25 protein-coding genes are annotated in these 26,353 nt (G+C 39.8%); 19 read left to right on the top strand and 6 right to left on the bottom strand.

Features of this window, described 5'->3' with window-relative positions:
* Window position 1: 1 nt before the first annotated feature.
* From pnuC to ABIS04_RS11360, 10 genes are all read left to right on the top strand, one after another.
* Window positions 2-712, top strand: a complete 711-nt coding sequence (pnuC, locus tag ABIS04_RS11405) for a nicotinamide riboside transporter PnuC (protein WP_350431140.1) — start codon at window positions 2-4, stop codon at window positions 710-712.
* A 36-nt stretch (window positions 713-748) separates the two neighbouring features.
* Window positions 749-1,747 (top strand): phosphotransferase, encoded by a 999-nt coding sequence (locus ABIS04_RS11400; protein ID WP_350431139.1) that lies wholly within the window; start codon window positions 749-751, stop codon window positions 1,745-1,747.
* Between the two features lie 69 nt (window positions 1,748-1,816).
* Window positions 1,817-2,662: a DUF6279 family lipoprotein gene (locus ABIS04_RS11395; RefSeq protein ID WP_350431138.1), complete on the top strand. Its 846-nt coding sequence runs from the start codon at window positions 1,817-1,819 to the stop codon at window positions 2,660-2,662.
* Between the two features lie 88 nt (window positions 2,663-2,750).
* Complete coding sequence (locus ABIS04_RS11390; protein ID WP_350431137.1) at window positions 2,751-3,350, top strand: DoxX family protein; 600 nt, start codon at window positions 2,751-2,753, stop codon at window positions 3,348-3,350.
* Between the two features lie 109 nt (window positions 3,351-3,459).
* The gene (locus tag ABIS04_RS11385; RefSeq protein ID WP_350433425.1) at window positions 3,460-4,008 is read left to right on the top strand and encodes an NAD(P)H nitroreductase; all 549 of its coding nucleotides are present in this window, start codon (window positions 3,460-3,462) and stop codon (window positions 4,006-4,008) included.
* Between the two features lie 20 nt (window positions 4,009-4,028).
* Window positions 4,029-4,187 (top strand): hypothetical protein, encoded by a 159-nt coding sequence (locus ABIS04_RS11380; protein ID WP_350431136.1) that lies wholly within the window; start codon window positions 4,029-4,031, stop codon window positions 4,185-4,187.
* 473 nt (window positions 4,188-4,660) lie between these two features.
* Window positions 4,661-5,569, top strand: coding sequence for a hypothetical protein (locus ABIS04_RS11375; RefSeq protein ID WP_350431135.1), 909 nt, complete (start codon window positions 4,661-4,663; stop codon window positions 5,567-5,569).
* 162 nt (window positions 5,570-5,731) lie between these two features.
* Window positions 5,732-6,805, top strand: a complete 1,074-nt coding sequence (locus ABIS04_RS11370; RefSeq protein WP_350431134.1) for a DUF262 domain-containing protein — start codon at window positions 5,732-5,734, stop codon at window positions 6,803-6,805.
* Complete coding sequence (locus ABIS04_RS11365) at window positions 6,792-7,343, top strand: hypothetical protein (protein WP_350431133.1); 552 nt, start codon at window positions 6,792-6,794, stop codon at window positions 7,341-7,343. The genes ABIS04_RS11370 and ABIS04_RS11365 overlap by 14 nt, the downstream gene beginning before the upstream one ends.
* A 109-nt stretch (window positions 7,344-7,452) precedes the next feature.
* Window positions 7,453-8,109 (top strand): hypothetical protein, encoded by a 657-nt coding sequence (locus ABIS04_RS11360; protein WP_350431132.1) that lies wholly within the window; start codon window positions 7,453-7,455, stop codon window positions 8,107-8,109.
* A 260-nt stretch (window positions 8,110-8,369) separates the two neighbouring features.
* On the opposite strand, the gene ABIS04_RS11355 is transcribed toward ABIS04_RS11360, so the two are convergent.
* The gene (locus tag ABIS04_RS11355) at window positions 8,370-9,443 is read right to left on the bottom strand and encodes an IS91 family transposase (protein WP_350431131.1); all 1,074 of its coding nucleotides are present in this window, start codon (window positions 9,441-9,443) and stop codon (window positions 8,370-8,372) included.
* Complete coding sequence (locus ABIS04_RS11350; protein WP_350431130.1) at window positions 9,440-10,330, bottom strand: site-specific integrase; 891 nt, start codon at window positions 10,328-10,330, stop codon at window positions 9,440-9,442. Before ABIS04_RS11350 ends, ABIS04_RS11355 begins: the two co-directional genes overlap by 4 nt.
* 217 nt (window positions 10,331-10,547) lie before the next feature.
* Here ABIS04_RS11350 and ABIS04_RS11345 point away from each other — a divergent pair, with 217 nt between their 5' ends.
* The 5 genes from ABIS04_RS11345 (at window position 10,548) to ABIS04_RS11325 (ending at window position 13,472) form a co-directional block, all read left to right on the top strand.
* Entirely contained in the window at window positions 10,548-11,801 is a 1,254-nt protein-coding gene (locus ABIS04_RS11345) for a DUF3644 domain-containing protein (RefSeq protein WP_350431129.1), read from the top strand.
* Between the two features lie 113 nt (window positions 11,802-11,914).
* Window positions 11,915-12,511: a DUF4145 domain-containing protein gene (locus ABIS04_RS11340; protein WP_350431128.1), complete on the top strand. Its 597-nt coding sequence runs from the start codon at window positions 11,915-11,917 to the stop codon at window positions 12,509-12,511.
* 97 nt (window positions 12,512-12,608) lie between these two features.
* Complete coding sequence (locus ABIS04_RS11335) at window positions 12,609-12,803, top strand: hypothetical protein (RefSeq protein ID WP_350431127.1); 195 nt, start codon at window positions 12,609-12,611, stop codon at window positions 12,801-12,803.
* On the top strand, window positions 12,796-13,143 hold the full coding sequence (locus ABIS04_RS11330) for a threonyl-tRNA synthetase (protein ID WP_350431126.1): 348 nt from the start codon (window positions 12,796-12,798) through the stop codon (window positions 13,141-13,143). Before ABIS04_RS11335 ends, ABIS04_RS11330 begins: the two co-directional genes overlap by 8 nt.
* A gap of 32 nt (window positions 13,144-13,175) precedes the next feature.
* Window positions 13,176-13,472 carry a hypothetical protein gene (locus tag ABIS04_RS11325; protein ID WP_350431125.1) on the top strand — a complete coding sequence of 99 codons (297 nt, stop codon included), beginning with the start codon at window positions 13,176-13,178 and terminating at the stop codon, window positions 13,470-13,472.
* Between the two features lie 1,230 nt (window positions 13,473-14,702).
* Here ABIS04_RS11325 and ABIS04_RS11320 read toward each other — a convergent pair.
* Window positions 14,703-15,419 (bottom strand): glutathione S-transferase, encoded by a 717-nt coding sequence (locus ABIS04_RS11320; protein ID WP_350431124.1) that lies wholly within the window; start codon window positions 15,417-15,419, stop codon window positions 14,703-14,705.
* A gap of 237 nt (window positions 15,420-15,656) precedes the next feature.
* Here ABIS04_RS11320 and ABIS04_RS11315 point away from each other — a divergent pair, with 237 nt between their 5' ends.
* The 3 genes from ABIS04_RS11315 (at window position 15,657) to ABIS04_RS11305 (ending at window position 18,884) form a co-directional block, all read left to right on the top strand.
* Window positions 15,657-16,709 (top strand): rhodanese-related sulfurtransferase, encoded by a 1,053-nt coding sequence (locus ABIS04_RS11315; protein ID WP_350431123.1) that lies wholly within the window; start codon window positions 15,657-15,659, stop codon window positions 16,707-16,709.
* A 235-nt stretch (window positions 16,710-16,944) separates the two neighbouring features.
* Entirely contained in the window at window positions 16,945-18,351 is a 1,407-nt protein-coding gene (gene yegD, locus ABIS04_RS11310) for a molecular chaperone (RefSeq protein WP_350431122.1), read from the top strand.
* A gap of 65 nt (window positions 18,352-18,416) precedes the next feature.
* On the top strand, window positions 18,417-18,884 hold the full coding sequence (locus ABIS04_RS11305) for a CreA family protein (RefSeq protein WP_350431121.1): 468 nt from the start codon (window positions 18,417-18,419) through the stop codon (window positions 18,882-18,884).
* A 236-nt stretch (window positions 18,885-19,120) separates the two neighbouring features.
* Here the strand turns inward: ABIS04_RS11305 and ABIS04_RS11300 are convergent, their stop codons facing one another.
* Window positions 19,121-20,497, bottom strand: coding sequence for an L-serine ammonia-lyase (locus ABIS04_RS11300; protein ID WP_350431120.1), 1,377 nt, complete (start codon window positions 20,495-20,497; stop codon window positions 19,121-19,123).
* Between the two features lie 233 nt (window positions 20,498-20,730).
* Here ABIS04_RS11300 and nagZ point away from each other — a divergent pair, with 233 nt between their 5' ends.
* Window positions 20,731-21,756: a beta-N-acetylhexosaminidase gene (nagZ, locus tag ABIS04_RS11295; RefSeq protein WP_350431119.1), complete on the top strand. Its 1,026-nt coding sequence runs from the start codon at window positions 20,731-20,733 to the stop codon at window positions 21,754-21,756.
* A 73-nt stretch (window positions 21,757-21,829) separates the two neighbouring features.
* Here nagZ and ABIS04_RS11290 read toward each other — a convergent pair whose 3' ends face one another.
* Window positions 21,830-22,825, bottom strand: coding sequence for a peptidoglycan binding protein CsiV (locus tag ABIS04_RS11290; protein ID WP_350431118.1), 996 nt, complete (start codon window positions 22,823-22,825; stop codon window positions 21,830-21,832).
* Complete coding sequence (mfd, locus tag ABIS04_RS11285) at window positions 22,825-26,352, bottom strand: transcription-repair coupling factor (protein WP_350431117.1); 3,528 nt, start codon at window positions 26,350-26,352, stop codon at window positions 22,825-22,827. The genes ABIS04_RS11290 and mfd overlap by 1 nt, the downstream gene beginning before the upstream one ends.
* Between the last annotated feature and the right edge of the window lies 1 nt (window position 26,353).

The raw sequence follows: 26,353 nt of genomic DNA, 5'->3' as shown, positions 1-26,353 counted from the left end.
CATGAATGATGTGTTATTAACTATCCAGCAAGCTTTTAATGAGGCGTCTTTTATGACGTTTTGGGAGGCTATTGCGGTTATGTTGGCACTTGCTTACTTAATTCTTGCTATGCGGACTAACATTTGGTGTTGGTCTGCTGCATTTATTAGTACCGCCATTTATACAGTACTATTTTGGAATGTCTCTTTGTTAATGGAGTCTGTGCTGAATATTTATTATATGGGAATGGCGGTATATGGTTATTGGTTGTGGTTGCAAGTCCCGCCTTCACAACAAAGTAATTTGCACAATTCTGAGCTGCATAATGGTACTCAGCACAATATAGAAACACATCACCTTAATATTACTAGCTGGTCTTTTGGAACTCATGCTTGGCTCGTCGGCGCAACATCACTAATATCTTTGCTGGTGGGTTATGGTATGGCTCATTACACGTCGGCAGCATTTCCGTATGTCGATGCGGCAACCACGTGTTTTGCTATAGTAACAACCTATCTCGTGGCGAAAAAAGTGCTGGAAAATTGGCTCTATTGGGTCGTCATTGATTTTGTGTCTATTTACCTTTACTTCCAAAAAGGCTTAATGTTGACATCGGGTTTGTTTGTTTTATATGTCGCGATGGCGGTTGGTGGATACATGATGTGGCGTAAGAAATATCGTCATAATATAATAACGCAAGACAATACGAGCCAAGAGGTGGTTGGAGTATAGCCAACCACAATAGCATTTCATTAGAGAAAATATTAGATGTCCCAGCCCTTGTTATCTCTACCCGTTGATGTACTTGATATCATGATGAAAACGATGCCAATAGCGTTGTTTAATAGACTTGAAACACAATGTACCGCCATATCATTGCTCAACGCAGGGATAAGTAATCTTAATATTAAGTTATTTTGTGATGATGGCGATAAGGTTTTAAGGGTTAATCAACATCACAGTAATTGGTGTGATAGGGCACTTGAAATAGAATGTTGGCAAAAGGCTATTGCGGCTCACATTGCCCCAACCCTAGTTTGGGCCAGTGATGATAACCAACTATATTTAAGTGAGTTTATCGAACAGCCAAGCATCGACTGGTCAATTTTTTCAGCGATTAACAGTTACTCATCTTTGCAGAATGGACAAAACAAGCCAATTTTAACCGTTGATGCTGTTCCTTTACTAACAACTCTATTTAGCACACTTATTACCTTACCAGCACCCAGTAAAAGTATTACCGTGACTGAACAGTGGCAACAATATGCGAAGCAGTTAGACCAATTAAGTTCGTCGCAAATCGCTCCGCAATGGCATGATGCTTGGCAGCAATTGTTACGTTTAAATGGGCTTGTTCGGTGTTGGTTATCGCAGTTAGAAGCCTGTGTGCTACTGCCCACTTTTTGTCATCGAGATTTAACCCCCCACAATATATTGCTTAGCGGTAGTGCCTCTCATCAACTGCTTTGTATTGACTATGAATATGCTGTTGCAAGTCATCCGTTGTTCGATTTAGCTAGCGTAGTGGCAAGCCATCAGTTATCAACGATACAAGTGAACCAATTAATTGATAACGTGATCAGACAATATTGTCAGGCTGCTAGTCTTACCGATGTGGCAGCGGCAAAAGCTGCATTACCCGCCGCAATAAACTGTTTTTGGTTGTTTTCAGCAATGTGGGCATTACTGATGGCAGCCAAAGAGCCACAAAAAGTCACACAATACTTACAATATTTTACACATTACTTTACATTAATCACTTGCTAATATGCTCCGATAACGTAAAAGGTTCTTACAAAGTATAAGTGAAGCACATTTTTGATAAAGGAATTATCTGTGTCTAAAAAATTGATAACCCTACTATTATGCAGTTTATTTTTTGTTGGTTGTTCCACAAAAGTCAGTTATTTTTTTCTAGATTGGGCGATAGAGTGGGAGGTCGAAGAGTACGTAGACTTTACCTCAGAACAACAAGATAAATTTGATATCATTATTGAATCGTTTTTAGTCTGGCATCGCCAACAAGAATTGCCGCGGTATCGTGATCAACTGTCGTTATTATCAACGTTAACTAATCAACAAACAATGACCCCAGAGCTATGGCTTAATCAAGTGTCAATGGCAAAGGCACATTGGCACCGTATTTTTGATTTTGTTATGCCTGAACTATTACCTATTATGGCAAGTTTCACCGATGAACAAGTTAACCAGGTATTAACGCAGCTTAAAAAAGAACAACAAGAATTAATTGAAGAATATGCCGGTAAAGATCAAGCTGAATTGATAAAAGACTCAGACAAAAGAATTGCCAAACAGTTATCTGAATGGACTGGTGACGCTACAGATGAACAAAAAAGTATTATTCATCAAGCTAATACTGAACGTTTAGCCACGTTAGACATGTGGCTTGAGTATCGCCATGAATGGCTAAGTCAATTCGAACAAGCGCTGAAACGCCGTCAGCAAACTGACTATTTTACTCAACAAATGAAGTTATTGATGATCTCGCCTGATCAATTAAAGTCTACAGTTTATCGCGATAATGTTGATGAAAACACGCGTAAATTTGGCACCATGCTGATTGCGCTCAATCAAACATTCAGTCAAAAACAACGTCAGCACTTCGACGAAAAACTAACTGAATTAGTAGATGATTTAACTGAGCTACACTTAGATAAATAATAAAGGTTTATATAAGTAAGTGGCCTAAGCTGAAATGTTTTTTATCTTTAGCGGGTCTCTTACAACAACGATTTAGTCAGGATGATTTATGCAAACACTAAGTGGGTTATATCAACAGTTTTTAAATGCGATAAAACATATAGAAGGCTTTGCGCCATTAGCGTTAAGGATTTATTTAGCGCCAGTACTCATGCAGGCTGGTTACAACAAATTATCACATTTTGAAGATACAGCTGCTTGGTTTGGTAATCCAGATTGGGGATTAGGCTTACCTATGCCAGAAGTCATGGCCGCTATGGCTGCGGGAACTGAATTGTTTGGTGGCTTTTTGTTATTAATTGGACTTGCGACCCGCATCGTCGCATTGCCTATGATGGCCACCATGGTTGTCGCTGCTTTTGCGGTACATTTACCTAATGGTTGGTTAGCGATTGCCGATCCTAGTTCTTGGTTAGCTAATGGACAAGTATTGGCTTCGGCAGAAAAACTATCTGCCGCCAAAGTCATTTTGCAAGAGCATGGTAATTATGAATGGTTAACCAGTTCAGGTAGTATTGTTATTCTAAACAACGGAATTGAGTTCGCCATTACTTATTTGATCATGCTGTTTGCTATTTTTGCGATGGGCGGTGGCCGTTACACTAGCGTAGACTATTTAATCTCACGTCGATTTTTAAACAATACCTAAGTGGTATCGGCCTCATTAGAAATCAATGATTAAACTTTGAATATATCCCACCCTCTAGGTGGGATTTTTGTTAATATCGCCACAATATTTTACTCAAGAGGATTATGCCTTGGACGCTAAACAACTGTTATTGACTCGCCAATCGACGCCTCGCTTAGTTGCCCCAGCACCGAATGCTGAACAACTCACTTTTTTGCTTGATGCTGCAGCAAGAGTGCCAGACCACGGCGCATTAACGCCTTGGGAGTTTATTATTGCGGTAGATGATGGCTTAGCTAAGTTGGCAGATATTTTTGTTGATGCGGCTAAAAAAAGTGGTGCAGACGACACTTTTCTCACTAAAGTCGCCAACATGCCTTATCGTGCACCTATGGTGATTACGGTAGTCGCCAAAACACAAGCGCATGACAAAGTACCTGCTTTAGAACAGCATATTGCAGCGGGTTGTGCGACGATGGCAATGCAGCAAGCTGCTTTTGCGATTGGGATAGGTGCTGTATGGCGTACCGGTGATTTTGCTTTTGATACTAATGTGAATAAGGCATTAGGATTAGCTGCAGACGATCAAATTGTGGGCTTTTTATATGTCGGTACGCCAGCAGTAGTCGCACCCACTAAACCGCTTAAAAGTGGTCAGCAATTTGCGCGTTATTTGTAAGCATTGCAAGGTTGGGGGTTATGACCAATGGCCATCTTCATTTTGATGAATGGCCTGCGGCCACCAACGTCGTGGCGCTTCGCCCACACCAGAGCAAAGGGGTAAAGCGCATTCTTGTTCATAAATCGGCCTTTGTAAACCCACTGCTCTCTAGACGAAAAATGATGAAAAACGCATAATTTTCGATGGGGAACGATCCAGCTTTAACCTCATCTGTAACCGACTTACAAATGTCGGATAAATATCTAGTGTCAGCCATGTCTCCCACCTTTATGTAGTGTGTACTGTGTATAAAACCAGTTGTAATGGTTTTTGGCGTGTTGTTAAGTTGAATCGGCTAATAAGTAAACTAAAGTAGTACTAGTAATAAATCGATAACTTTGTAATGCATTGAAATTAATGTGTTTTTATTTTTTTTCGAATATTGAGTCCACTTTTAACGCGCAAGCTCGCTTTTATTTGCCAGTGGAGTTAAATAAAATGGCTTTACATCAATAAGATACTAAATGTAGGATGATATTAATCAATAACTTAAACGGTCGACTTTAAATCTCTTTTGCCGTTCAATAAGCTGTTATACCCTTAATTTGAGAATATATATTAACGGTGGGGTTATCTATTAATTTTACAAAAAAAGGAATCGATAGTTAAAATGAAAAGGATAAATATAGAGTTATCTCAATCTACAATGTATTGGTATGAATTATTAGTTTCAAATTTCCAAGATTTTGATACACCAAAGCTAATTAAAGATGATTTAAAGAAGCAAAAAAAAGAATTAAATAGTAATTTTAAAAAACATTTTATTTATTTCATTTGCTCTAGAAAAAAAATAAGATTTGATATAACAAAAAAAATAAAAAAGGTATGGTTTAAAGATAAAGTTAGAATACCTCTCATTATTGGAAAAGAAAAAAAGAAAACTTCTATTGATATTACTTTTATAGATAGAGCTACCGGAAAGTTCACCCTCCCCAAAATAGATCTTTATGATAAATTCATTACTATTCATGACTTAGATGGCAACAAAGAAAGTTATCCCATACACAATTTTCTAGAAAAAATGGGGCTTGATATTGGGTTTCCAAGTAAAGTCGAGTATGTCGGTTATACAATGAATCCAGATACAAGACCTACAAATGGTGCACATACGGGGCTAAGTGATGCTTTATATAAAACAGATAATGATGATGTAGACATTCTTTTATATTTTAATACGTTTAATACCATTTGCACTTCTAATCAAAATGGCGTTGATGTGTCTGTTGAGAACGCAAAAGCAAAATGGCTAAGCGTAAAAGATGAAGGCTTTTTTATAGAAAAAAGCTTTATATTTTACTTCGACTCAGTAAATCAATTTAGAAATAAAGAAAATGAAAGTAAGGAGTTAATAAATCTTCTTAAAAAATTTAAAAGTAGGAATAAGATAGATAACGTATTGTTTTACTATGAGTTTATTCGTGATACAGAATATTGGGAGCTTACATCTACTAAATGTCTGCCCACAAGAAGTCATAGGTTTAAAGTATCTCTTAACGGTGGTAAATGGCAGATAACTTAGATATATCAGGGTATAACAAGTTGCTTAAACGGACAAAAAACAGCTGGCTTTTGCTCGTTCCTCGCCAATTTTAGCCAGCTATTTTATTGCCGCTTAGCAAAGCGTTACACGGCAGTTACTCTTCAATTGGGTTTAGCTTAATTAAATATACAAAGGAAGAAAATGAAAGATAGCTTTAAATTCGACAATGACTATGACGAAGGGATCGATATATCGTCAGAAGATTCGTTTTCAAAAATCACTTCATATTCAATTTCATATAATGTTGCAACATTACTAGATTTGATTGAGCACCAAGAACTTGAATTAGAGCCTGAGTTTCAAAGGAATTTTGTTTGGAACAAACAAATGGCAAGCCTATTTATAGATTCGTTATTAATCGGTTTCCCGACCCCTAATTTATTTTTTGGTCGTAACTCCCAAAGAGAAGACTTTATAGTCATTGATGGACTACAAAGATTAAAAACTATTTATTTTTTCATTAGTGGGCAATTTTCTACTGGAGGTAGTTCAAGTCAATTTAGGCTTGAAGGACTTAATGGACGTTCTTGGAATGGTTGCACCTTTAATGATTTACCACTTAATTTACAGCGTAGACTTAGAAATACGATACAAAATGCTACAGTTATAGATGATATTGATTTTAATCCTGAGATTGTTCATGAGTTATTTTTTCGCATAAATACAGGGGGCATACCACTAACTAACCAAGAAGTTAGGAATTGTGTTTACATAGGTCCTTTCAATCGAACATTGCATGAAATAAATCTTAATGAAGATTGGCGTAATATTTTAGGAACGGAAAAACCACATGCTCGGTTAGCTGATATTGAACTAATACTCCGTATATTGTCACTTATCGATAATCATGAAAACTATCGCCCACCAATGCATAAATTCTTGAGTTATTTTCAGAATGAAAATCGTGATGACGATATGCATCGCCTATCAGATTTATTTAATAAAATTTGTAACATCATTGTTTCAAGTTCCCAAAGCAATATTTTTAGAAAAAAACATATTGTAAAGCGATCATTGTTAGAAACAGTATTCACCGCTTTAGGCATTTTGATTCAAGAAGGCCACTCTTTTAATGATGTAGAAAGCCATATTGAAAACTTAGACCGGATACTCTCAGAGCAAAAACTTTTTAGATCTGCAAACTCATCTAGCGCAGTTGTAAGAGAGAAAATTCAAATAGCTCTTAATGTATTTAGGGGTGATGATGAATTTTAACGCACCTGAAATACAAACTTTCAAGAGTAACTTAGACGGATGTATTAGGTCTGCAGTACAACATCAGCCAAGTTCTTATGCAGCTATTAAAATACAAGCTCTAGTGGATATAACGGTTTATATGATGGCATGTCGGTTTCTTGAAGGCTCAGTTAAACATGTCGTATACCAATGTATGGTTATGAGAGGGTTAAATCCTCTTCAGTTAAGTGAGCTTTCTGCCCGACTTAAGCGGTTTAATAACCCAGAATACGCAAATATTAAACAACTAATTGAAGATGAGCTTGGGTATGATATATCTACAGATGTAAATAATGGATATGCCCCAAGGGATATTTCATATTTAAATGAGGTTTGTAAGAATAGGCACAGGAATGTTCATGCAACAGAAGATTCTCGTGACTGGTATAATACAAACCTAAAGAATATAGAAGATTTTAATCGGGAATATGCAGGGTTATTAAATATCGTGAAATATTTAGACGGTTTGGTTTTTGATCAAGAGTCTAATACATATTTACTTCAAATAGCCGTGTAACAAGTTGTTTAAACGGACGTGAAACAGTTGGCTCGCGCTCGTTCCTCGCACATTTTAGCCAACTATTTCACGCCGCTTAACGAGGCGTTAAGTTCTTCAGGAGGATCTTGTGAAAGATTTGGAATCAATGTTAAGTTTAATTTCTAAAGGTATGTCTAAAAAAACAGCTATCATTTTGATCCTGACTGTAGTTTCTATATTATTATCTTTTTCTTCAATTAAACCTTTTGCTGAAGAACTTCCTGTTTTAGTAGTTTTAAGCCTACTTACTGGGTTTTATATTGCTTTATATTTATTGATTTTTGATATTATCTCTTGGGTATTTAATCGGCTGAAGATTATTTTCAAGTTCCTTATAAGAAGCTCAGCTAAAAAATATGCTGAATTTAAATTATCGTTGCAAAGCAAAAAGAAGCATTATCTAGTTCAAAGGTTATTTATTGAAAAAGTAGGTGAAAATGAGATTAAATATCTATCGCTTTTTTTTGGAAAATCTACTGAATCTATAAAAAATCAGCATGGGCTAATCCCTAAAGAAGTAATTACATATTTTGAAGAGTTATGTAGTAATAGTTTGATGAAGAGAGAAACTATTACTAATACAAGCTATATATTTTCTCTGGATAATAGTTTTGCGCAATCTCTACAAAAAAAATTGTATTCAGGATCTCAGCTTTGTTGTTCGTTAACTTTAAACTTCACAGAAATTCAAGCTAATATTGTCACTACTGGTGGCGGATTAGCGAATGGAAACACCAGAACTTAACAAATAAGGATAGGCCGCGCGAAGCCGCGTCCTTATCCCAAGTGTTGAACAAGCCCAAACACCAGAGAGTGACTCTTTATTATGTAAATAACAGCTCGAGAAAACGCGCTGTTTGATGTGATGGTTATCTGGTAACTTTTCTGTAGCCAGCAGGTTCCCTTAGCTCATCTGCTAATGGTTTAACTCGATATATTTTAGTGCGTTAAATTAATCCTCCATGGCATTCAGTTAGGCCATTATCCTTGTTATCATTTTCAACATTAGCTTGAGGGCATTAAGTTTGTCGGTCGTTTCACTATGCCCATAAAGCGCATTGGCTGCTGACAGCAGGGGCAACTGCGCGTTGCTAATCTACGCTTTATCTCGGGAATGATTGGAAACACGGCCCCTGCAACTGCCAGCATAAGCTGTATTTGTAGCCTGAGCTTTTTGGCGTTACCTCTGAGTAATCCATAGTCTCTTACTCGTCTTAATCCCTTCGGTAATACGTGTTGCAGTATTAACCAGAGAAATTCTGTGGCAGGTAGAGTACGAATTTTCTTCGATTTGGTTTGGCTGTCTTCATATTCGAAACCCACTTGACCATCGACAAGACTGACGATGCTTTTATCGGGCAGTACGCCACGATAAAGATAGCGTGATAGATACTGCAACGCAGGCAAGCCTTTGCCCACATGCTGGCAGTCTACCACCCATTTTTTTGGCAGTGAGGCTGGCCGTTTGAGATTCAGTTTTGCCAACTGTTCCAGTAAACGTGCGCGCCACACTTTAGCTAAATTGAAAGCGTTGAACAGGTATTTGCCCTTATTCTTTTTCCAGTGTTGTTGGGTTTTGTTGAAACTGCCCGCTGGAATAATAAAGTGAATATGCGGATGTAAAGCTCGCCGCCGGCTGTGGGTATGTAGCACGCCAGTGAAACCAATATCACCGGCAAGTTTTGGTGAGTTAAGCGCAAAGTCTTTGAGCACACTGGCAGCCACTGAAAACATGGCTGGATAGAGAGCTTCCGGTTGATATTTAGCCACAACACGCAGTTCATATGGCAAAGTAAATGTCACCATAAAGTAATCGACAGGCAAGAGTTTAGCCTGTTGCTTAGCTAACCAATCTGCCGTGGTGTTGTACTGACATTGCGGGCAACTGCGATGCCCACATGACAGTGGAAAGTCAGCGGTATGAGTACAAGCGTGACAAGCCCAGTGGCTGGCTCTTTGGGTGTTAGTGCGGCAGCTGAGCATGGCATTAATCGCTTGGCGCATTGATGGGGTTATTTGGCCATCATAAGCCTGATTAAAGGCATTAAGATGGTCACGTAAAATATCGATGAACGTCATGAGTCACACTCCCACTTAAGTACCAAATTATCAGTGAGCTGGTTAACTGACAGGACAGTGTTCTTGCGGGTGATAGATGTTAGACGGGTATAGCGTGCGGTAGTGTTAAGGCTGTTGTGGCCGAGCAAGTGCTGTACTGAGCGTAAATCTAACCCTTGTTCGAGCAGATGAGTCGCATAGCTGTGACGTAAATTATGTGGGCTAATGGATTTGTGGATGTTGCACTCACGAATGACTCGCTTTAGTGCTTTTTGAATACCGCCTTTATCTATCATTGAACCTGGCTTACCGTCTTTACCGGGAAACACATGGCGAGGATGACGATGAGTTTGCCAGTAATAACGCAGCGCTAACAATGTTCGTTGTGGTAAAGGTACTAGCCTATCCTTGCCGCCTTTGGCGTCACGGATATGCACCTGCATCAACGCTGAATCAATATCGCCAACCTGCAATGAAATGGCTTCGCCGAGGCGTAACCCCATACTGTACAAGGTTAAAAAGCACACTTGATATCGCAGCTTATGGGTGAGACTAATAACAATAGAGACTTCGGCAGGAGTCAAAATATCGGGTAAGCGTTTTACCTGCGGTGGCTTAACAATACTCAGCCACTCCCAGTGTTGGTTAAGGACATATCGATAGAAAAACTGTAATCCATTACGGTCGAGTTTTACGGTACTCCAGGAGTGAGAGGCAATTAAATCAGCAAAATAACGCTTCAAATCATCGGTTGAAAGGTTATCAGGGCAACAGTCAAAATAAGCACTAATACGCCTAACTGCGCGACTATAAGCATCGATGGTAGCAGGCCGCTTGCCTTGCAGCGTTAAATTGGTAAGATGTTGTTCATAAAGAAAATCAAAGCGTTGTTGTTCATGAGTTTCCATGGTGATACTCCTAGGTAATGCCAAGATAGGCAGGGTCTAGTAAGTATTTATGATGGTGCTAAAGATGTGTTTTTATCTTTTCTGCCGCAGAGCGGCTTCGTTCAACAAGACGTTTAAACGGAACTAAAACAGTGGGTTACGTTTTGCTTCACTACACATTATAACCGACAATTTTAGTCCGCTTAATGCGGCGTTAAATGGCACATGGAATCGCGCAATGAGTAGATACGATAAAGTTGATTTAGCTTACGATTTTTTAGTAACAAAAGAAAAAGATACAGAAGCATTTACCATTGCACAGTTAGCTGAAGCTACAGGTTGGAGTACGGGTACATGTAGTACATATCCTTCTAAACGCTGGCACCAATATGTGGTAAAAGATGGAACTCAATATTCTAGCTCTGGTATTTCATATCTTAGTAAAGAAGAGTTTCGGAGTGTACATAGCCAAAAGCTTCAAAAAACTACCGACCTATCAACAAAAGGAATCTTGGTTCATAAAGCGAAAGAATTCGCTTTACTTGCTGTTTCCACTTACAACAACCCGTATACAGAATTTAAGACTTATGGTTTTATTGTAAATATAGTTATTGCTTATACATCACTATTTCATGCAATCTTTGAAAAGCGAGATTCTGATTATTTCTACCTAGACAACGATGGAAATCCAATACTGATCGACGGAGAAGAGAAAGCCTGGGAACTTGGTGAGTGTAGTGATGCTTATTGGCAAGGTGAGTCAAATGCCGAAAAAGCCAATATTAAATTTCTTATTGGCTTAAGGAACAAGATTGAGCATAGAAGTTTACCTGCCATTGATTTAGCTGTTTGTGGAGAATGCCAATCGGCATTAAGCAATTTTGAAACTTTGCTTGTCGAAGAATTTGGCGATGACCATGCTTTGACTGCGAGTTTAGCTATTGCGATGCAATTAACCAGAATAAGTGAGCAAGCTCAACTTGATTCACTAAAACAACTGCAAAAAGAGAATTATAAAGTTGTCCGTGAATACATGGAAACTTATAGAAATGACCTAAATGATGACGTTGTTCAAAGCCAAAAATATAGAATTAGGGCTTTCTTGGTTCCGAAGTTAGGTAATCATGCTACGTCAGCTGACATTGCGGTAGAGTTTTTAAATGTAAATAACTTGAGTGAAGAAGAAGTTGCAAACTATGAGCAAGGTGTTGCTTTTATTAAAGGGATTGAAAATCCTTTTAAATTAAAACCGTCAAAAGTTGTTGAGTTAGTCGCTAAGAAAAGTAAAGGTTTTAATATGACCCTGCATACGAAGTGCTGGAAGTTTTATGAAGCAAGACCTAGAGAAATTGATGCTACTTTTAAAGGTGAATATTCGAGTTATATCGAAGGTTTTGACCACTACTTATATTCAATGAAGTGGGTGAATTTTTTGATAAAAGAATTAAAAAACAAACAAAAAATGGCAGAAGTAAAAGCACAAGCCATTTAACAAGCGCTTTAAACGTAACTAAAACAGTTGGCTCAGTTTCGCTTCGCTGCACATTATAGCCAACAATTTTAGTCCGCTTAAGCGGACGTTATATTTTTACAGGATTATAGATCGTGCCAAAACTGAATAATCAACTAGAACTTAATCGTTGTCCTCATTGTAGTGTTGATAACCCAAACCTACCTCTTGTGTGGCTAACAAACACAAATTCGCACTCCGGTGGCTCGCAACGATTTTGGCGTGTTTATGCGTGCGCAAGCTGCGGAGGTCTTATTACTGCCGCTGCAGTTAAAGACGGAGGAGATATAATAGAATATTACCCATCAGGTTTGGTTATAGACGAATCAATATCCGGTACTGCTGGCGAATATCTCAAACAAGCGACAGATACAATTTATGCGCCAGCGGGGTCTGTAATGTTGTCTGCAAGTTCAGTAGACGCCATGTTAAAAGAGAAGGGCTATCTTAAGGGTAGCCTGTATGCTCGCATCAATTCCGCCGTTGAAGATCATTTAATAACAGAGGAAATGGCCCGCTGGGCACATGACATTCGGCTGGATGCTAATGATCAACGTCACGCAGATACTCAAGCTCAATTACCTACGGATAGTGACGCTAGAAAATGTATCGACTTCGCAATGGCATTAGGTCAATTTCTGTTTGTTCTTCCAGCACGCGTTGAACGTGGTTTAGCGGAGGCTGAAGGTTAATAAATATAACAAGGCACGCCAGTCGCGGCACAAAAAGTTTTGCTTTTTGCGCCGCTGCGTTTAGCGTTAACTGACTCGATGAATATGGAGTATAAAATTGAGCGACGATAAAGATAAAAAAGATAGAACAGAAGAGGAGAACACTCGAACCACTGGTGCGGCGATGGGTGGTGCTATCTTTGGAGCTTCTATAGGCGGCCCTGCGGGAGCAATTTTTGGTGGGATAATTGGTGCTATTTTAGGGGAAGTTGCAAACGACTCTAAAAAGAAGGGAGATAATGATAATGGATAAAGCCATTTTGATCCCTTCGGTTGTTCTTGCAGCGGTAATGATAGGTATCTATCTTTTTCGTTGTTGGCGGTCAGGTAAAGAAGCTAATAATGCTGTCTTAATTAGTTCGGTATTAAACTCTAGTGGTATTGTTTGCGGTTTAGCTTTAGCTGCTAGTCCTTTCTTTCCTTATGTTAAAGGACTCATTGGTGGTATTGATATTTATATTGTCATTGGAGGTGTGGCTGTTTTATTTGTATCAAGTCAAGCTGTCCATAAAGACGTAATTAAATCTACTCGCAATACAACAGTTAACAAGTCAAGTAACTCGGACGGCGATAAAGCTGCTGCCGGTTCTTGAGGCGTTAGCATTACAAGGATTTGATGAATTGTATGACTCCAAAATTTAAAGTGTTTTCTTTGTCTCTAATATTATTTATGGTTTGTGCATGCTCTTCTACGCCACCAATTGTAGTTCATGACGAATACGGTGAGATGCTCGCTGATAATGAATTGTTCGTAAAAGAAGCGAGTGAATGCGCATTAAAAGCTAAACAAGGTGTTAGTGGTGCAACTTTAACTCAAAATTCAGAGAAGCATGATGTAGCTTTTGCTAGTATTCAACTTTTTTCATTTTTTAGCGAAAATGATTCATGCATAAAATCAAAAGGTTGGCGAATTAAAGAGTAATGCTAACACATATGAGCCTTCCGCCAGTCAATAGGAGAGCCTAACTTATTTGACTGCTTTTGCAGTCAAATAAAAATCAATCAACAAATTCATCTACTTCGTCTGTCATTTAGCTGTCAAATCGTCGTGCTTTTCTAAATAACAGCATGCAAACACATATAGAGGCTCTCTTAGTGCGATCTTATCGCTGCCTGACGCTTTCCATTCCTTTGAAATATCAGAGGTACTACGACTAAATGGATTTAGGAGGTAAAGTGACGCAGGAAGCCAAAGCCGAGACATTTATCGGTTAACCCTAAGATGGCACTATTCAAGTCAGAGGTGCTTTGTGCACAGTTAGTTACAGGCTCATTTAAATATGTAGGGCCAGTGTAAACTTTAATTTATTACCGTACATTTCCTAATCTCACAGCTCATTTTTAGACCTTTTGGACTAACAAACTTTTTTCCAACAATGATTCAGTCATGCTTTTAAACGCCTAAATTCAACTCTGAACTTGAGGTCGTTGAAGAAAATAGCGTGAGCCTGACAGGATGTCAGGTTAGCTTTCGGTGGCCATGGATGGTCGATCGGAAGCGTTAGCATTTTCGAATAAGACTGAAGAACAATAAAATGATGTTAAAAGCTGGATAAATGCCCATGGCGACTTTTCGCAGCTCTTGTTTGGTTAAATAGCGAAAATGTAGCTGGAACGGCAGGGGGGATTGCTGTTGATCCCCTTTTGGCCCGTGCAGGGTGGAACCTTGCGATCTAATTCTTATGTGGCCGTATCTTAAACACACTTCTGTTCAACAATGTATAAAGAAACAATCAGACTTTATTCACTGAACTTCAAATCAAAGCGCTAAAAACATCTAATCGTAAAATTCGAGGGGTAATATATTTTGATAAACGTAGTAACCTAGCGGGCCCATCAGAAGGCTGAGCATAGACCACAGTATACGTTGGGCATTTTTGATATGTGCTTTCGAGGTAAAAGCTCGATAGCAAAAGTGAATATGTAAAACCAGTAATGCGATAAGCATTAAGACTAACGTAATATCCATATTGTCCATGTCATGTTCCTTTGCGTTCCAGCAATGACTTATTTTAGTATAATCCTAAATTAGAAATCTGCAGTAAAAAATAAAAATCCATGTTCTTAAACGGTTATTTACTGTAAGTAAGATTAATTTACGTTAAAAATTAACGAATTAATAGTCTATAAACCATTAAAGAGTCATAATTTTTTAATTGTTGCACAAAGGTACTACTTGTCCATCATCGCTTATCGAATATTTGAATTGAATCATATTTTGTTGGGGTAACCACAATGGATATTTGTACATGGTCACATTAAATAGTGGACTATTCACTAACGTGTTCAACCAAGCACTTACTTTTGGGTAGGGCATGGTGTTAAACCATACAGGTTCAACATTAGCAAATTGACGGATAAACGGAAAAATAGCCAAATCAGCTAATGTAGGGCTGTTGGTGCACAAATAGTTTTGTTGCTGTAATTGTTCTTCCAGCAACTGAATAAATTGTTCAGCTTGTTGTCGATACCAAAGCTGACTGTACTCAGGGGATCTATCTGCATATTTGTATTTATCTAACCAGGGTTTAAAGTCATTATCGTTAGCATTAATAAGCGACTCAGTTGCTGGATTATCTAACCAATACTGTAATAATTGATACTCGTTTGGTGTTAAGTATTTTGTATCTGGCGCAGGGTATTGGGTAAAGGCAAAACGCATGATATCAAGACTTTCACTGATAACTTGGTTATCTGCAGTCACTAAGACAGGTACTGTACCTTTGGCCGAAATAGCCAACATCTCATCAGGTTTATTTTTAAGTTCAATCTCGCGTACTAACGGATTTAGTTGACTTAAATGAAGCCCAAGGCGTGCCCGCATGGCATAGGGGCAACGACGAAAAGTGTATAAAATCGCAGAGTTCATTAGGTGTCTATATAATTAAATCTTAATAATAGAGTAACGCTTTCTGGCTCAATACCGCAAAATAAAATCTTAATCACAAAGTAAAAACATGGTTTAAATTGTTTTAGTATTTTTTTGAGTGTGACTTAGGTATACTTTCCGCCGTTTTTTTGAGCCTGTGCACAATGCGCAGGCCTTACTATATGCACTGTAATATGCACTGGAAATTAAGTTCCAGCCAGCGGAGACCTCATTTTTATGCAACAACCTAAACCAGCGTCTAAACAAGCACCTATTCAAAAGGCCATACAAGCATCATCTCAATCCCAAGTTGCTGTGTGTGCGTTATATAAATTTGTTGCGTTGCCTCATTTTGAGGCCGTTCGTCAGCCATTGCTTAGCGTCATGGAACAAAACGACATTAAAGGGACTTTGCTACTTGCTCAAGAAGGCATTAATGGCACGGTTGCAGGAACGTCATCAGCGATTGACATTTTATTGGCTTGGTTGGGCACACAACCTGGTTTAGATAATATCGTGACTAAGCTATCTTTTGACGCTGAAATGCCATTTTATCGCACCAAAGTGAAGCTGAAAAAAGAAATCGTCACTATGGGGGTTGAAGGTATTGATCCACGTAAAGTCGTCGGAACATATGTAAAACCAAAAGACTGGAATGCACTAATTTCAGATCCTGATGTGGTATTGGTTGATACTCGTAATGATTACGAAGTGCAGATTGGCACTTTTAAAAATGCCGTCAATCCAGTAACAGAGACATTTCGCGAGTTTCCTGAATATGTAAAACAAAACTTAGATCCCGCTAAGCACAAAAAAGTGGCGATGTTTTGTACTGGTGGTATTCGCTGTGAAAAATCGACTGCCTATTTAAAAGAGCAGGGCTTTGATGAGGTATATCATCTTGAAGGCGGCATTTTAAAATATCTTGAAGAAGTAGAACAAGAGCAAAGCTTATGGGAAGGCGAGTGCTTTGTGTTTGATAACCGTGTTGCGGTAAATCACAGCCTAGAAAAAGGCCAATATGATCAATGTAATGCTTGTCGTATGCCAATAACTGAAGCAGAAAAGCAAACTGAAGCTTATGTTCAAGGTGTCAGCTGTCCTCATTGTATTGATAAAGTGCCACAAGAACAGCGTCAACGGTTTATTGAGCGTGAGCGTCAAGTACAATTAGCCAAACAACGTGGTGAAGCGCATATTGGCAGTGATGTGAAGCAAGTTATTGATGCGAGACGTCAGAAAAAAGATGCACAGCGTAAAGCGCAAGAAAAAGTAAACAATAAAGGCTAACTAGAGCCTTTGTTGTATTGAAAGCCCATTCTTATTAAGAGTGGGCTTTTTTGTATTTTACAGAGTATCAATTGTTTAATTTAGGTTATTTAAGATGTCATTTAAAAACTTGATACCCAATATACTGCTTCAGACTTCACTTGAGCTTGCGATAAACTGTGATAAATGGTTTAGCAAGCGCCATAAGTGTGTTATTTTGAGCGCTTTTTTCGATTAGACGACTGAAGGTAAGCTCATGTTTGTTGGATTTGATTATGGTAGTGCCAACTGTGCAATAGGGGTAATGATTGATGATGCGGTGACACTACTACCGTTATCAACTCACTCTGACTTTATGCCTTCAACGTTATACGCGATGGATCGTGAGCTAATTGCCGAAGCGGTATATCAAGGTTTGCCTGAACACCAAAAAGCAGAATATTCCCATCTGCGTAGTTCGCAATTAATGCGCGCAAAACAAATGCGTCATGAATTGGATTTACAACCAGACGAGCAAGCCGTTTTTGTTGGTCAAGCCGCTGTTGATGCCTATTTAGATATGCCTGAAGAAGGTTTTTATGTCCGTTCGCCAAAATCATTTTTAGGCGCCAACGGCCTACGACCTGATCAAATAGGCTTGTTTGAAGATATCGTCACATTAATGATGCAACACGTTAAAACCTCGGCCGATAAAGCATTACATGCTAAGTCTCTGACCGCAGCATCTCATGCTGTGATCGGTAGGCCCGTTAACTTTCAAGGCATTGGTGGCGAAGAGAGTAATCGTCAAGCTGAGGCTATTTTACGTCTTGCTGCTTCTCGAGCCGGTTTTACTGAAGTTACCTTCTTATTTGAACCATTAGCAGCAGGAATGGATTTTGAAGCTAATCTGGAAACCGACAATACCGTACTCGTTGTCGATGTTGGCGGCGGCACCACAGATTGTTCTGTTGTAAGAATGGGTCCATCGCACATTAAACAACAAGATCGCATTTCCGATTGCTTTGGTCATTCAGGGCAACGTATTGGTGGTAATGATTTAGATATCGCCCTCGCCATGACGGGGTTAATGCCAAGTTTTGGCGCCGACACCTTAATGATAAATGGTAAGCCGACACCAAGGGCTCCTTTTTGGAATGCGGTAGCGGTAAACGACATTAGCGCCCAACGTGAGTTTGTCAGTTTAGCGTCGCGTAAGTTAGTCGAGTTGTTAATTAAAGAAGCGCAACAACCTGAACTATTAGTCCGTTTACAAAAAGTACAAAAGAATCAAATGAGTTATCAAGTAGTGCGCCAAGCTGAAGCGGCCAAAATTAGTTTGTCAGACAGCGATAGCACCCAATGTGCTTTAGATTTCATCGAAAAGGGATTGCTTGTACCATTAACTGCGGCACAATTTGAACAAGCCATTAATGAACCGCTTAATAAAGTAGAAGCTTTGATGCAACAAGCGATACAAACCGCTATCACTAAAGCAGAGCAACAAGATTATGATATGCCAAGTACTCCTGATATTGTTTATGTCACTGGCGGCACCGCACGCAGCCCTGCGATATATAATAGAATTGCGAGTGTGTATCCTAATGCTAAAGTGGTAGTGGGTGATCACTTTGGCTCAGTTACCGCAGGATTGACTCGGTGCGCTCAAACGGCCTTTAGTTAATTTAAATGGCTGTTAACCAACAAGGTTAACCCAATAATAAACACTTAACACTACAAGGTTTTCCAATGAAAAAATTACTCATGGCAGTGTGTTTAACGACACTGCTTAGCGCTTGTTCTGACAACGAAGTTGGTGATGTTTCACTTGGAATGTTTACTACACAAGATATAAAACTAAACATTTTAAAAGATGAAATTGTATCAGGAGTTACGTGTCACATCGCCTCAATAGAAGAAAACCTCAGCTTTTCAGATCCCAGTGATAGTTCTATCTCATGCAGGCAAACAGGGGAAATAACCGCGGATATGATTGCAAGAATAGATAAGAGTAAATCCGGTGAGGTGGTATTTAAAAAATCAAAAAGTATCTTTTTCAAGACAATGAAAATTAGAAGAATATTTGATGCTGATAATCAAACCTTAATGTATGTCTCATACTCCACCAAAGAAACCTCGGGAAGCTTCAAGCACAGCCTTTCAACAGTTCCACTTTGGGGAACCAAAGCCTATATTGAGCCAACACAAGTTAAATAATAACAAAATAACCTTTTGATTAAGGTTTTTTTTTAGGCATTATTTACAGTGAGGTTATACGCTGTAAATATATAAAAAAGCTAATGTTTTCATCAACTCACTATCACTATTGAATGGTTGGTTTTGTGCCAAAATGATTTATACACCGTATGGAATCACTTTGAGTTTGATACAAAAAAGCCTGTTAGAGTGACTAACAGGCTTTTGCAGTTGAATCTGGTCAGTTTATGGCTGAGTTAACATTCGACGATATTGACTGCAAGACCACCTTTGGCGGTTTCTTTGTATTTACTGCGCATATCCTTACCGGTATCCATCATGGTCTTAATGACTTTATCCAATGATACTTTGTGGTTACCATCGCCGCGTAATGCCATACGTGAAGCGTTAATGGCTTTTACTGCGCCCATAGCATTGCGCTCAATACAAGGTACTTGTACTAAGCCGCCAACAGGGTCACAGGTTAAGCCTAAGTTATGTTCCATACCAATTTCAGCGGCATTTTCAACATGCTCAACCGTACCGCCCATTATTTCAGTTAATGCAGCCGCCGCCATTGAACAAGCCACACCCACTTCACCTTGACAACCTACTTCAGCGCCGGAAATAGAGGCATTTTTCTTGTACAAAATACCAATGGCTGCAGCGGTGAGTAAATAACGACTGCAAACATCAATATCGACTTCTTGCACAAACATATCGTAGTAACACAATACTGCGGGGATAATTCCTGCCGCGCCATTGGTTGGGGCGGTGACAACACGATCGCCTGCTGCGTTTTGCTCGTTAACCGATAACGCAAATAAATCGACCCAATCCATTGCTGTTAATGGGTCAATGTTATTACGACCTTCTGCTTTTAAGCGTCGATATAGTGCAGGTGCCCGTCGACGCAATTTTAGTCCGCCAGGTAAAATACCTTCTTTTTGGTAACCACGGTCGACGCAATTTTTCATGGTTTGCCAAATATTCCATAAGCCTTGCTTTACGTCTTCTTCGGACGCAATACTCAACTCGTTAGCCATCATTAGAGACGAAATACTTAAGCCGTTATCGCAACATAGTTGCAGTAACTGTAATGCACTATTGAAATCATAAGGTGCTTGTTCAATGGGGGTTGCCGGAGAGGCATTTCGTTGGGTGATTTCATCTTCATCAAGCACAAATCCGCCACCAACAGAATAATAAGTTCGTTGAAAAATGCATTCTCCTTTTGACAATGCATATAACGTCATGGCATTTGCATGGGCAGGTAAGGTTTTGCGTCTGTGGTAGGTTACCCCCTCTTCGCGAGAGAATTTAACCTGCTGTCCATTTGCCAAGGTTAATTTTTGACTTGTTGATACGGTTTCTAAAATGGCATCGATACCATCGGTATTAACGGTTTCGGGATCTTCACCCATTAAACCTAAAATAACCGCTTTACCTGTACCATGGCCTTTACCTGTTTGGCCTAACGATCCAAATAATTCTGTTTGTAATTCATCGGTTTTATCCAATAAATTAAGATCTGCGACATGCTGGATAAAAATTTTACCCGCCTTCATCGGGCCTACTGTATGTGAGCTAGAAGGACCGATACCAATTTTGAACATGTCAAATACGCTAATCATGTTGTTTAACCCTTGCTGAGTCGTTTATTGTTTTAGTTATAAGTGAGTATAATCGTCAAATGTAATGTTGGCGGTTTATCTCATATTCTTGGTAGAGTATCCCACACATTAATCGATGACAGTTCATTAGATTTTTTTATGCATTATTTTCACATTAGCCAGCCTTATACATAATGTGTAATGTGACTTGTTTAACCTGACGTAATAGTCAGCTTTATAGATAGGGGAATGGTTTGAGCTATTTAATGATGGATCTTGCAGGCTTAACAGTATCTGCACTTGAAACTGAGCAATTACAGCATCCACAGGTGGGTGGAATTATATTGTTTAGTCGAAACCTAGAAAGTAAAAGTCAATTAATTGAATTGGTTAAAGAAGTTCGTCATATTCGACCTGAGCTGTTAATTGCCGTGGACCATGAAGGTGGCAGGGTTCAGCGTTTTCGTGAAGGCTTTAGTTTAATTCCTGCGATGGGGGATATTTTACCTGCCGCGAAAGGTGATATGACATTAGCTAAACAATGGGCGAAAGAGTGTGGTTTTTTAATGGCTATAGAGTTACTCGCTTGCGATATTGACCTTAGCTTTGCACCTGTCTTAGATGTAAATGGTATAAGTGAAGTGATTGGTAAACGCAGTTTTAGTGCCGATCCTGTTGAAGTGAGTGCATTGGCGGAACAGTTTATTGTTGGCATGAATGAGGCGGGCATGGCCGCAGTAGGTAAGCACTTTCCTGGTCATGGTAGTGTCGCCGCTGATTCACATATTGCGATGCCGGTTGATCCGCGTAGCAAAGAGCAGGTAGAAGCTTTTGATATGTTACCGTTTAAACAGCTCATTGCTAGCCAACACCTGCAAGGAGTTATGCCTGCACATGTTGTTTATACCAATATTGATCCTAATCCTGCAGGTTTTTCTACTTACTGGTTACAAACAGTTTTACGTCAACAATTAGGTTTCGATGGGGTGATTTTTTCTGATGATTTAGGCATGAAAGGCGCCAGTTTTGCTGGTGATTATGTTGGACGAGCCAAAGCAGCATTAGATGCGGGCTGTGATATGATTTTGCTGTGTAATGACCCTATTGGTGTTAATGTTTTATTAACTGAGTTTGATTGGCCTGCGGCAGAACCTATGCACACTGCATTATCGCTAAAAGGCAATAACTCACAAACTTTGCTGGCGCTCGATGACCAAATACGTTGGCAAGCTGCACAGCAATTGACGATGGACATTAACGTCATTGTCCAGTCGTTATGAAGATAAAGTGATCAGTCTATTAAGCAAAAACCGGATCAATTGATCCGGTTTTTTGTATTTTATTATTTGGCGATTAACCGGTATAAGGTACTGGTTGTGCAGAAGAAGAAGAAGGCTCGATTAAATCAATAGGCTTAACATTAGTCGGCTGAGCCATTTTACGAATTTGCATCACAATACCCAGCTGTGGGTTATCAAAATAGTGGATTTCGCCACTGCGAACTCGGCGGTTTTGAATTAACGGAATGCTCTCTAAGTAAGGCGCTAATTGCTTTTTACCTTCAATCTCGAGTGCGGCATATTCGTTAAAGGTCAATGGGCTTGATTCAACCATCTTTTGGGTTACTTTACGCAAGACCAAATTATTTTCAATATACAGATAATGGCTGAGATAAATGTTAATTGAACCGTCTAACTCCCATACTGGAGTGATTTTTGGCGCCTCATAAAAACTGCCTAATGCACTGAAGTCGGTGCTAGGCATAGCATCAATTTGAGTTGGCTTTTTAACACTTAAACCATGATATTCAAAACTTTTAGAGAAATCCTGGCCGCCAAAAATTCGGATAGGTTTTGAACGTCGGCGTGATTGCATATTTTGTTGCCACGTTAGATGCACTAGGCTTTTAACATAAGGTTCACGTTGAATAGTTCGAATGATATCGTTAAATTTGCCTTGGCTTTGTGCTAACAGTAATGGCCCTTGACCTAAGTAAGCCGTTTGTGGCTTGCTGGCTGCAATATTAAACGGTACTTGGCTTGGGTATGTGGTTGTAATATTACTGACTTTAGGATCATTACAGTTGCTAGCATCGCTGGCCCAGTCGGTTGAAGAACAACCGTTTAAGCCAACGGCAACCCCAGTAATGTCGGTACTGATCACAGGGGTAATAATATCCACGGTGTCTTTACGTAGCTTAGGCGGAGTTGCATCTAACCACTTTTCAACTGAAGTTTGTTGGCGTTCAAATACAAAAACTTCTACTTCAAACCATGATTCTGCATGGGCTGAAAAGCTGTGGGATAGCGCTGTGATAGCGGCGATAGTCATCGCAATTTTACGTAGCACTATTTAGTCTCCAAAATTTGATGTTTAGCAAACTGTTCAAGCAAGGTGTTGATTAACTCAAGACGCTCTTTACTTGTCTCAGCAGGAATGTTGAACTTTAACTTATTTGGCCCGTCCATTCGATAGATTTGTGGCTGATTTTGCAACAAACCAATGATAAACATTGGATCAACATGATTTTCCTGGCCAAATTCGACACTACCACCTTTAGCATGCATTTCTATTTTAACAATACCTAATGCGGTTGCTTGATGTTTGTATAAGGTAATGGCCATTAAATTACGGGTTGGAGTCGGTAGCATCCCAAAGCGATCAATAAATTCGACTTTTAGCTCATCGAGCATGGCTTCTGTTTCGCAATTGGCAATCCGTTTATATAAGGATAAGCGCATGTTGACGTCACTGACATAATCTTCTGGCAATAACGCCGGAATACGTAAATCAATTTCTGCTTTGGCGCTCATCATATAGGCTAGCGAAGGCTCTTTACCTTCTTTGAGGGCTTTCACCGCAGACTCAAGCATTTCCATGTATAAACTGAAGCCAATTTTTGAAATATGACCACTTTGTTCATCACCCAGTAACTCTCCAGCACCACGGATTTCTAAATCTTGGGTAGCCAGTAAAAAGCCTGCGCCAAGATCTTCAAGTGCATCTATTGCAGCAAGACGTTTACGTGCGTCAGCGGTCATGCGTTTAGGATGCGGGGTCATCATATAGGCATAGGCTTGATGATGTGAACGTCCAACACGACCTCGGAGTTGATGCAGTTGCGCTAAACCGAACATGTCAGCTCGGTCGATAATGATGGTATTGGCACTGGGTACGTCGATACCCGTTTCGATAATAGTGGTACATACTAAAACATTAAAACGTTGATGATAGAAGTCTGACATGACTTTTTCTAAGTCACGTTCGCGCATTTGCCCATGGGCTGTGATCACACGGGCTTCTGGAATTAATTCACGAATATTTTGTGCCGTTTTTTCAATGGTCTCAACATTATTATGTAAATAATATACTTGGCCGCCGCGCAAAATTTCACGCAAAATGGCTTCTCGAGCGGTGGCCTTATCATATTCACGGACAAAGGTTTTTACTGCCAACCGTTTAGCCGGAGGGGTAGCGATAATCGATAAATCTCGCATGCCTGACATGGCCATATTAAGCGTACGCGGAATAGGCGTGGCCGTTAAGGTTAAAATGTCGACATTGGCGCGTAGGGCTTTTATCTTTTCTTTTTGTCGGACACCAAAGCGGTGTTCTTCGTCGATGACTAGTAAACCGAGGTTGTCGAAGTTAGCTTCTGATGACAGTAATTTATGGGTACCGATAACAATATCGACTTTTCCCTCTGAGAGCTGTTGGACCACACCAGTTTGTTCTTTGGTGGTTCTAAAGCGTGACATGACTTCAATAACAATCGGCCAATCGGCAAAGCGGTCTTTAAAGTTTTCGTAGTGTTGCTGAGCAAGCAAGGTGGTCGGCACTAACACCACCACTTGTTTACCAGCATTAACAGCGACAAATGCCGCACGCATGGCCACTTCTGTTTTACCAAAACCTACATCGCCGCATACTAAACGATCCATCGCGGTTGGTGCTTGCATGTCTTCAAGTACGGCATGAATAGCACTTTCTTGATCGACCGTTTCTTCAAACGGAAAACCTTGGCTAAATTGTGCGTATTCTTGTTCATCAATATTCATCGCTTCACCCGGACGAGCTTGGCGACGGGCATAAACATCGAGTAATTCTGCTGCTACATCCCGAATTCGTTCGATGGCTTTTTTCTTGGCTTTGGCCCAGGTTTCGTTACCCAGTTTATTTAAATGGGCATCACCATCACCACTGGCGTTAAAACGGCTAATTAAATGCAATGAAGAAACCGGAACATACAGTTTGTCGCCACCGGCATATTCCAGTTTTAAATATTCGGCCACTAAACCGCCGGTATCGAGAGTCTCTAATCCTTGGTATAAGGCAACACCGTGTTCAAGATGCACGATAGGTTGGCCGACTTTAAGCTCGGCTAAGTTTTTAACTAATACATCTGAGCTAACTTGTTTTTGTTTTTCGCGTCGACGTTGCTGTGAGATACGTTGACCAAAGAGTTCGGTTTCACAGATTATGCTTACAGCACCTTTTGCGGTGTCTGTTAACACACAACCACGGGCTAAAGGTGACACGATTAAACCGATATTGTCTTTGGTTGCTAGGTAGTCGCTTAGGTGCTCAAACAGTTTGGGTTTAATGCCAATTTTTGCAAATAAGTCTAATAAGGCTTCACGGCGGCCTTCAGATTCAGCACTGAACAGTAGTTGTGGATGTTTTTGACTGTATTCTTCTAATGCTATAAGAGGTTGTTTGAGTTTGTGATTAGCATTGATATCGGGCAACTTTTCAACATTAGCAATAAGGGCATGTGTTGGTAGTGCGACTTCGGCTAACGGTTCACCGGCATTATTGGTGTCGGTAGCAATATGTTGCTGTAATAACTGGGTTCGATTGTAAGATTTAAATGCCGCAAATAATTCATCATTGAGCAGATAAAGTTCTTTCGGCGCCAGTAATGGGCGCAGAGGATCGACTCGTCGATCTTCGTAGCGCACATTAATTTCATGCAAGTGGGCTAAGCTGGCTTTTTCAATATTGCCTATGGTGATGAGTTGACTGTTTTGTGGCAAGTAATCAAACAGCGTGGCGGTTTCATCGAAAAACAGCGGTAAGTAGTTTTCAATGCCTGCAGGCATTAAGTTACGGCTGACGAGTTGATAAACCGATTCTGCCTCTTTTGAGATCACTTCAAAGCGACGACGATAACGTTGTCTAAAGCCTTCAATAGCATGGTTGTCGGTTGGGAATTCTTTTGCTGGCAACATCCTAATAGTGTCACGGGCCATACCTGAACGCTGAGTATCAACATCAAAATAACGGATTGATTCGACTTCGTCATCAAATAACTCTATGCGTAAAGGTTGTCTAGATCCTGTCGGAAAAATATCAATAATAGAGCCACGAATAGCAAACTCACCGTGTTCGTATACTTGATCAACTAAATGATAACCCGTGTCTGTAAGGTGTTGCCTAGCTTGTTGCAATCCGTAGGTGTCGCCTTTTTTTAACACCATAACGTTAGCGGTCATAAATGATTTTGGCGGCAAACGAACCATTAAGGTGTTTACGGGCACAATCACCACATTATGTTGGCTTTGGCTAATATTAGCTAAGGTTTCCAGTCGTTGGGAAATCAGGTCTTGATGTGGCGAGAAGCTATCGTAGGGCAGGGTTTCACGGTCGGGAAACAGGCACACATTCACATTGATGTGATTTAATAAATAACTCAGCTCGACCTCAAGTGACAAGGCACTGGGCGTGTCATGGGTGACAATAATACTGGTGCCAGGATGGTTATTAATTAAATTGGCTAGGGTGATGGCTTGTGAGACCCCACCTAAGGTTGCCAAAGTTTGTGTTTGTTGGCCTTTTTTTACACTCGGCGGCGTGAGTACACTAAATAGGTTCATT

This window comes from Shewanella sp. H8, from assembly GCF_040285065.1.
GTDB classification, from domain to species: domain Bacteria; phylum Pseudomonadota; class Gammaproteobacteria; order Enterobacterales; family Shewanellaceae; genus Shewanella; species Shewanella polaris.
This window is presented reverse-complemented; position numbering and strand designations above follow the sequence as displayed.

Excerpts from the sequence above, each read along its gene's own strand:
- pnuC (WP_350431140.1), top strand. The coding sequence starts at position 2 with ATGAATGATGTGTTATTAACTATCCAGCAAGCTTTTAATGAGGCGTCT.
- ABIS04_RS11370 (WP_350431134.1), top strand. The coding sequence starts at position 5,732 with ATGAAAGATAGCTTTAAATTCGACAATGACTATGACGAAGGGATCGAT.
- ABIS04_RS11375 (WP_350431135.1), top strand. The coding sequence starts at position 4,661 with ATGAAAAGGATAAATATAGAGTTATCTCAATCTACAATGTATTGGTAT.
- ABIS04_RS11345 (WP_350431129.1), top strand. The coding sequence starts at position 10,548 with ATGAGTAGATACGATAAAGTTGATTTAGCTTACGATTTTTTAGTAACA.
- ABIS04_RS11305 (WP_350431121.1), top strand. The coding sequence starts at position 18,417 with ATGAAAAAATTACTCATGGCAGTGTGTTTAACGACACTGCTTAGCGCT.
- ABIS04_RS11355 (WP_350431131.1), bottom strand. The coding sequence starts at position 9,443 with ATGACGTTCATCGATATTTTACGTGACCATCTTAATGCCTTTAATCAG.
- ABIS04_RS11350 (WP_350431130.1), bottom strand. The coding sequence starts at position 10,330 with ATGGAAACTCATGAACAACAACGCTTTGATTTTCTTTATGAACAACAT.
- ABIS04_RS11330 (WP_350431126.1), top strand. The coding sequence starts at position 12,796 with ATGGATAAAGCCATTTTGATCCCTTCGGTTGTTCTTGCAGCGGTAATG.
- mfd (WP_350431117.1), bottom strand. The coding sequence starts at position 26,352 with ATGAACCTATTTAGTGTACTCACGCCGCCGAGTGTAAAAAAAGGCCAA.
- ABIS04_RS11365 (WP_350431133.1), top strand. The coding sequence starts at position 6,792 with ATGATGAATTTTAACGCACCTGAAATACAAACTTTCAAGAGTAACTTA.
- yegD (WP_350431122.1), top strand. The coding sequence starts at position 16,945 with ATGTTTGTTGGATTTGATTATGGTAGTGCCAACTGTGCAATAGGGGTA.
- ABIS04_RS11300 (WP_350431120.1), bottom strand. The coding sequence starts at position 20,497 with ATGATTAGCGTATTTGACATGTTCAAAATTGGTATCGGTCCTTCTAGC.
- ABIS04_RS11320 (WP_350431124.1), bottom strand. The coding sequence starts at position 15,419 with ATGAACTCTGCGATTTTATACACTTTTCGTCGTTGCCCCTATGCCATG.
- ABIS04_RS11400 (WP_350431139.1), top strand. The coding sequence starts at position 749 with ATGTCCCAGCCCTTGTTATCTCTACCCGTTGATGTACTTGATATCATG.
- ABIS04_RS11315 (WP_350431123.1), top strand. The coding sequence starts at position 15,657 with ATGCAACAACCTAAACCAGCGTCTAAACAAGCACCTATTCAAAAGGCC.
- ABIS04_RS11380 (WP_350431136.1), top strand. The coding sequence starts at position 4,029 with ATGACCAATGGCCATCTTCATTTTGATGAATGGCCTGCGGCCACCAAC.
- ABIS04_RS11390 (WP_350431137.1), top strand. The coding sequence starts at position 2,751 with ATGCAAACACTAAGTGGGTTATATCAACAGTTTTTAAATGCGATAAAA.
- ABIS04_RS11325 (WP_350431125.1), top strand. The coding sequence starts at position 13,176 with ATGACTCCAAAATTTAAAGTGTTTTCTTTGTCTCTAATATTATTTATG.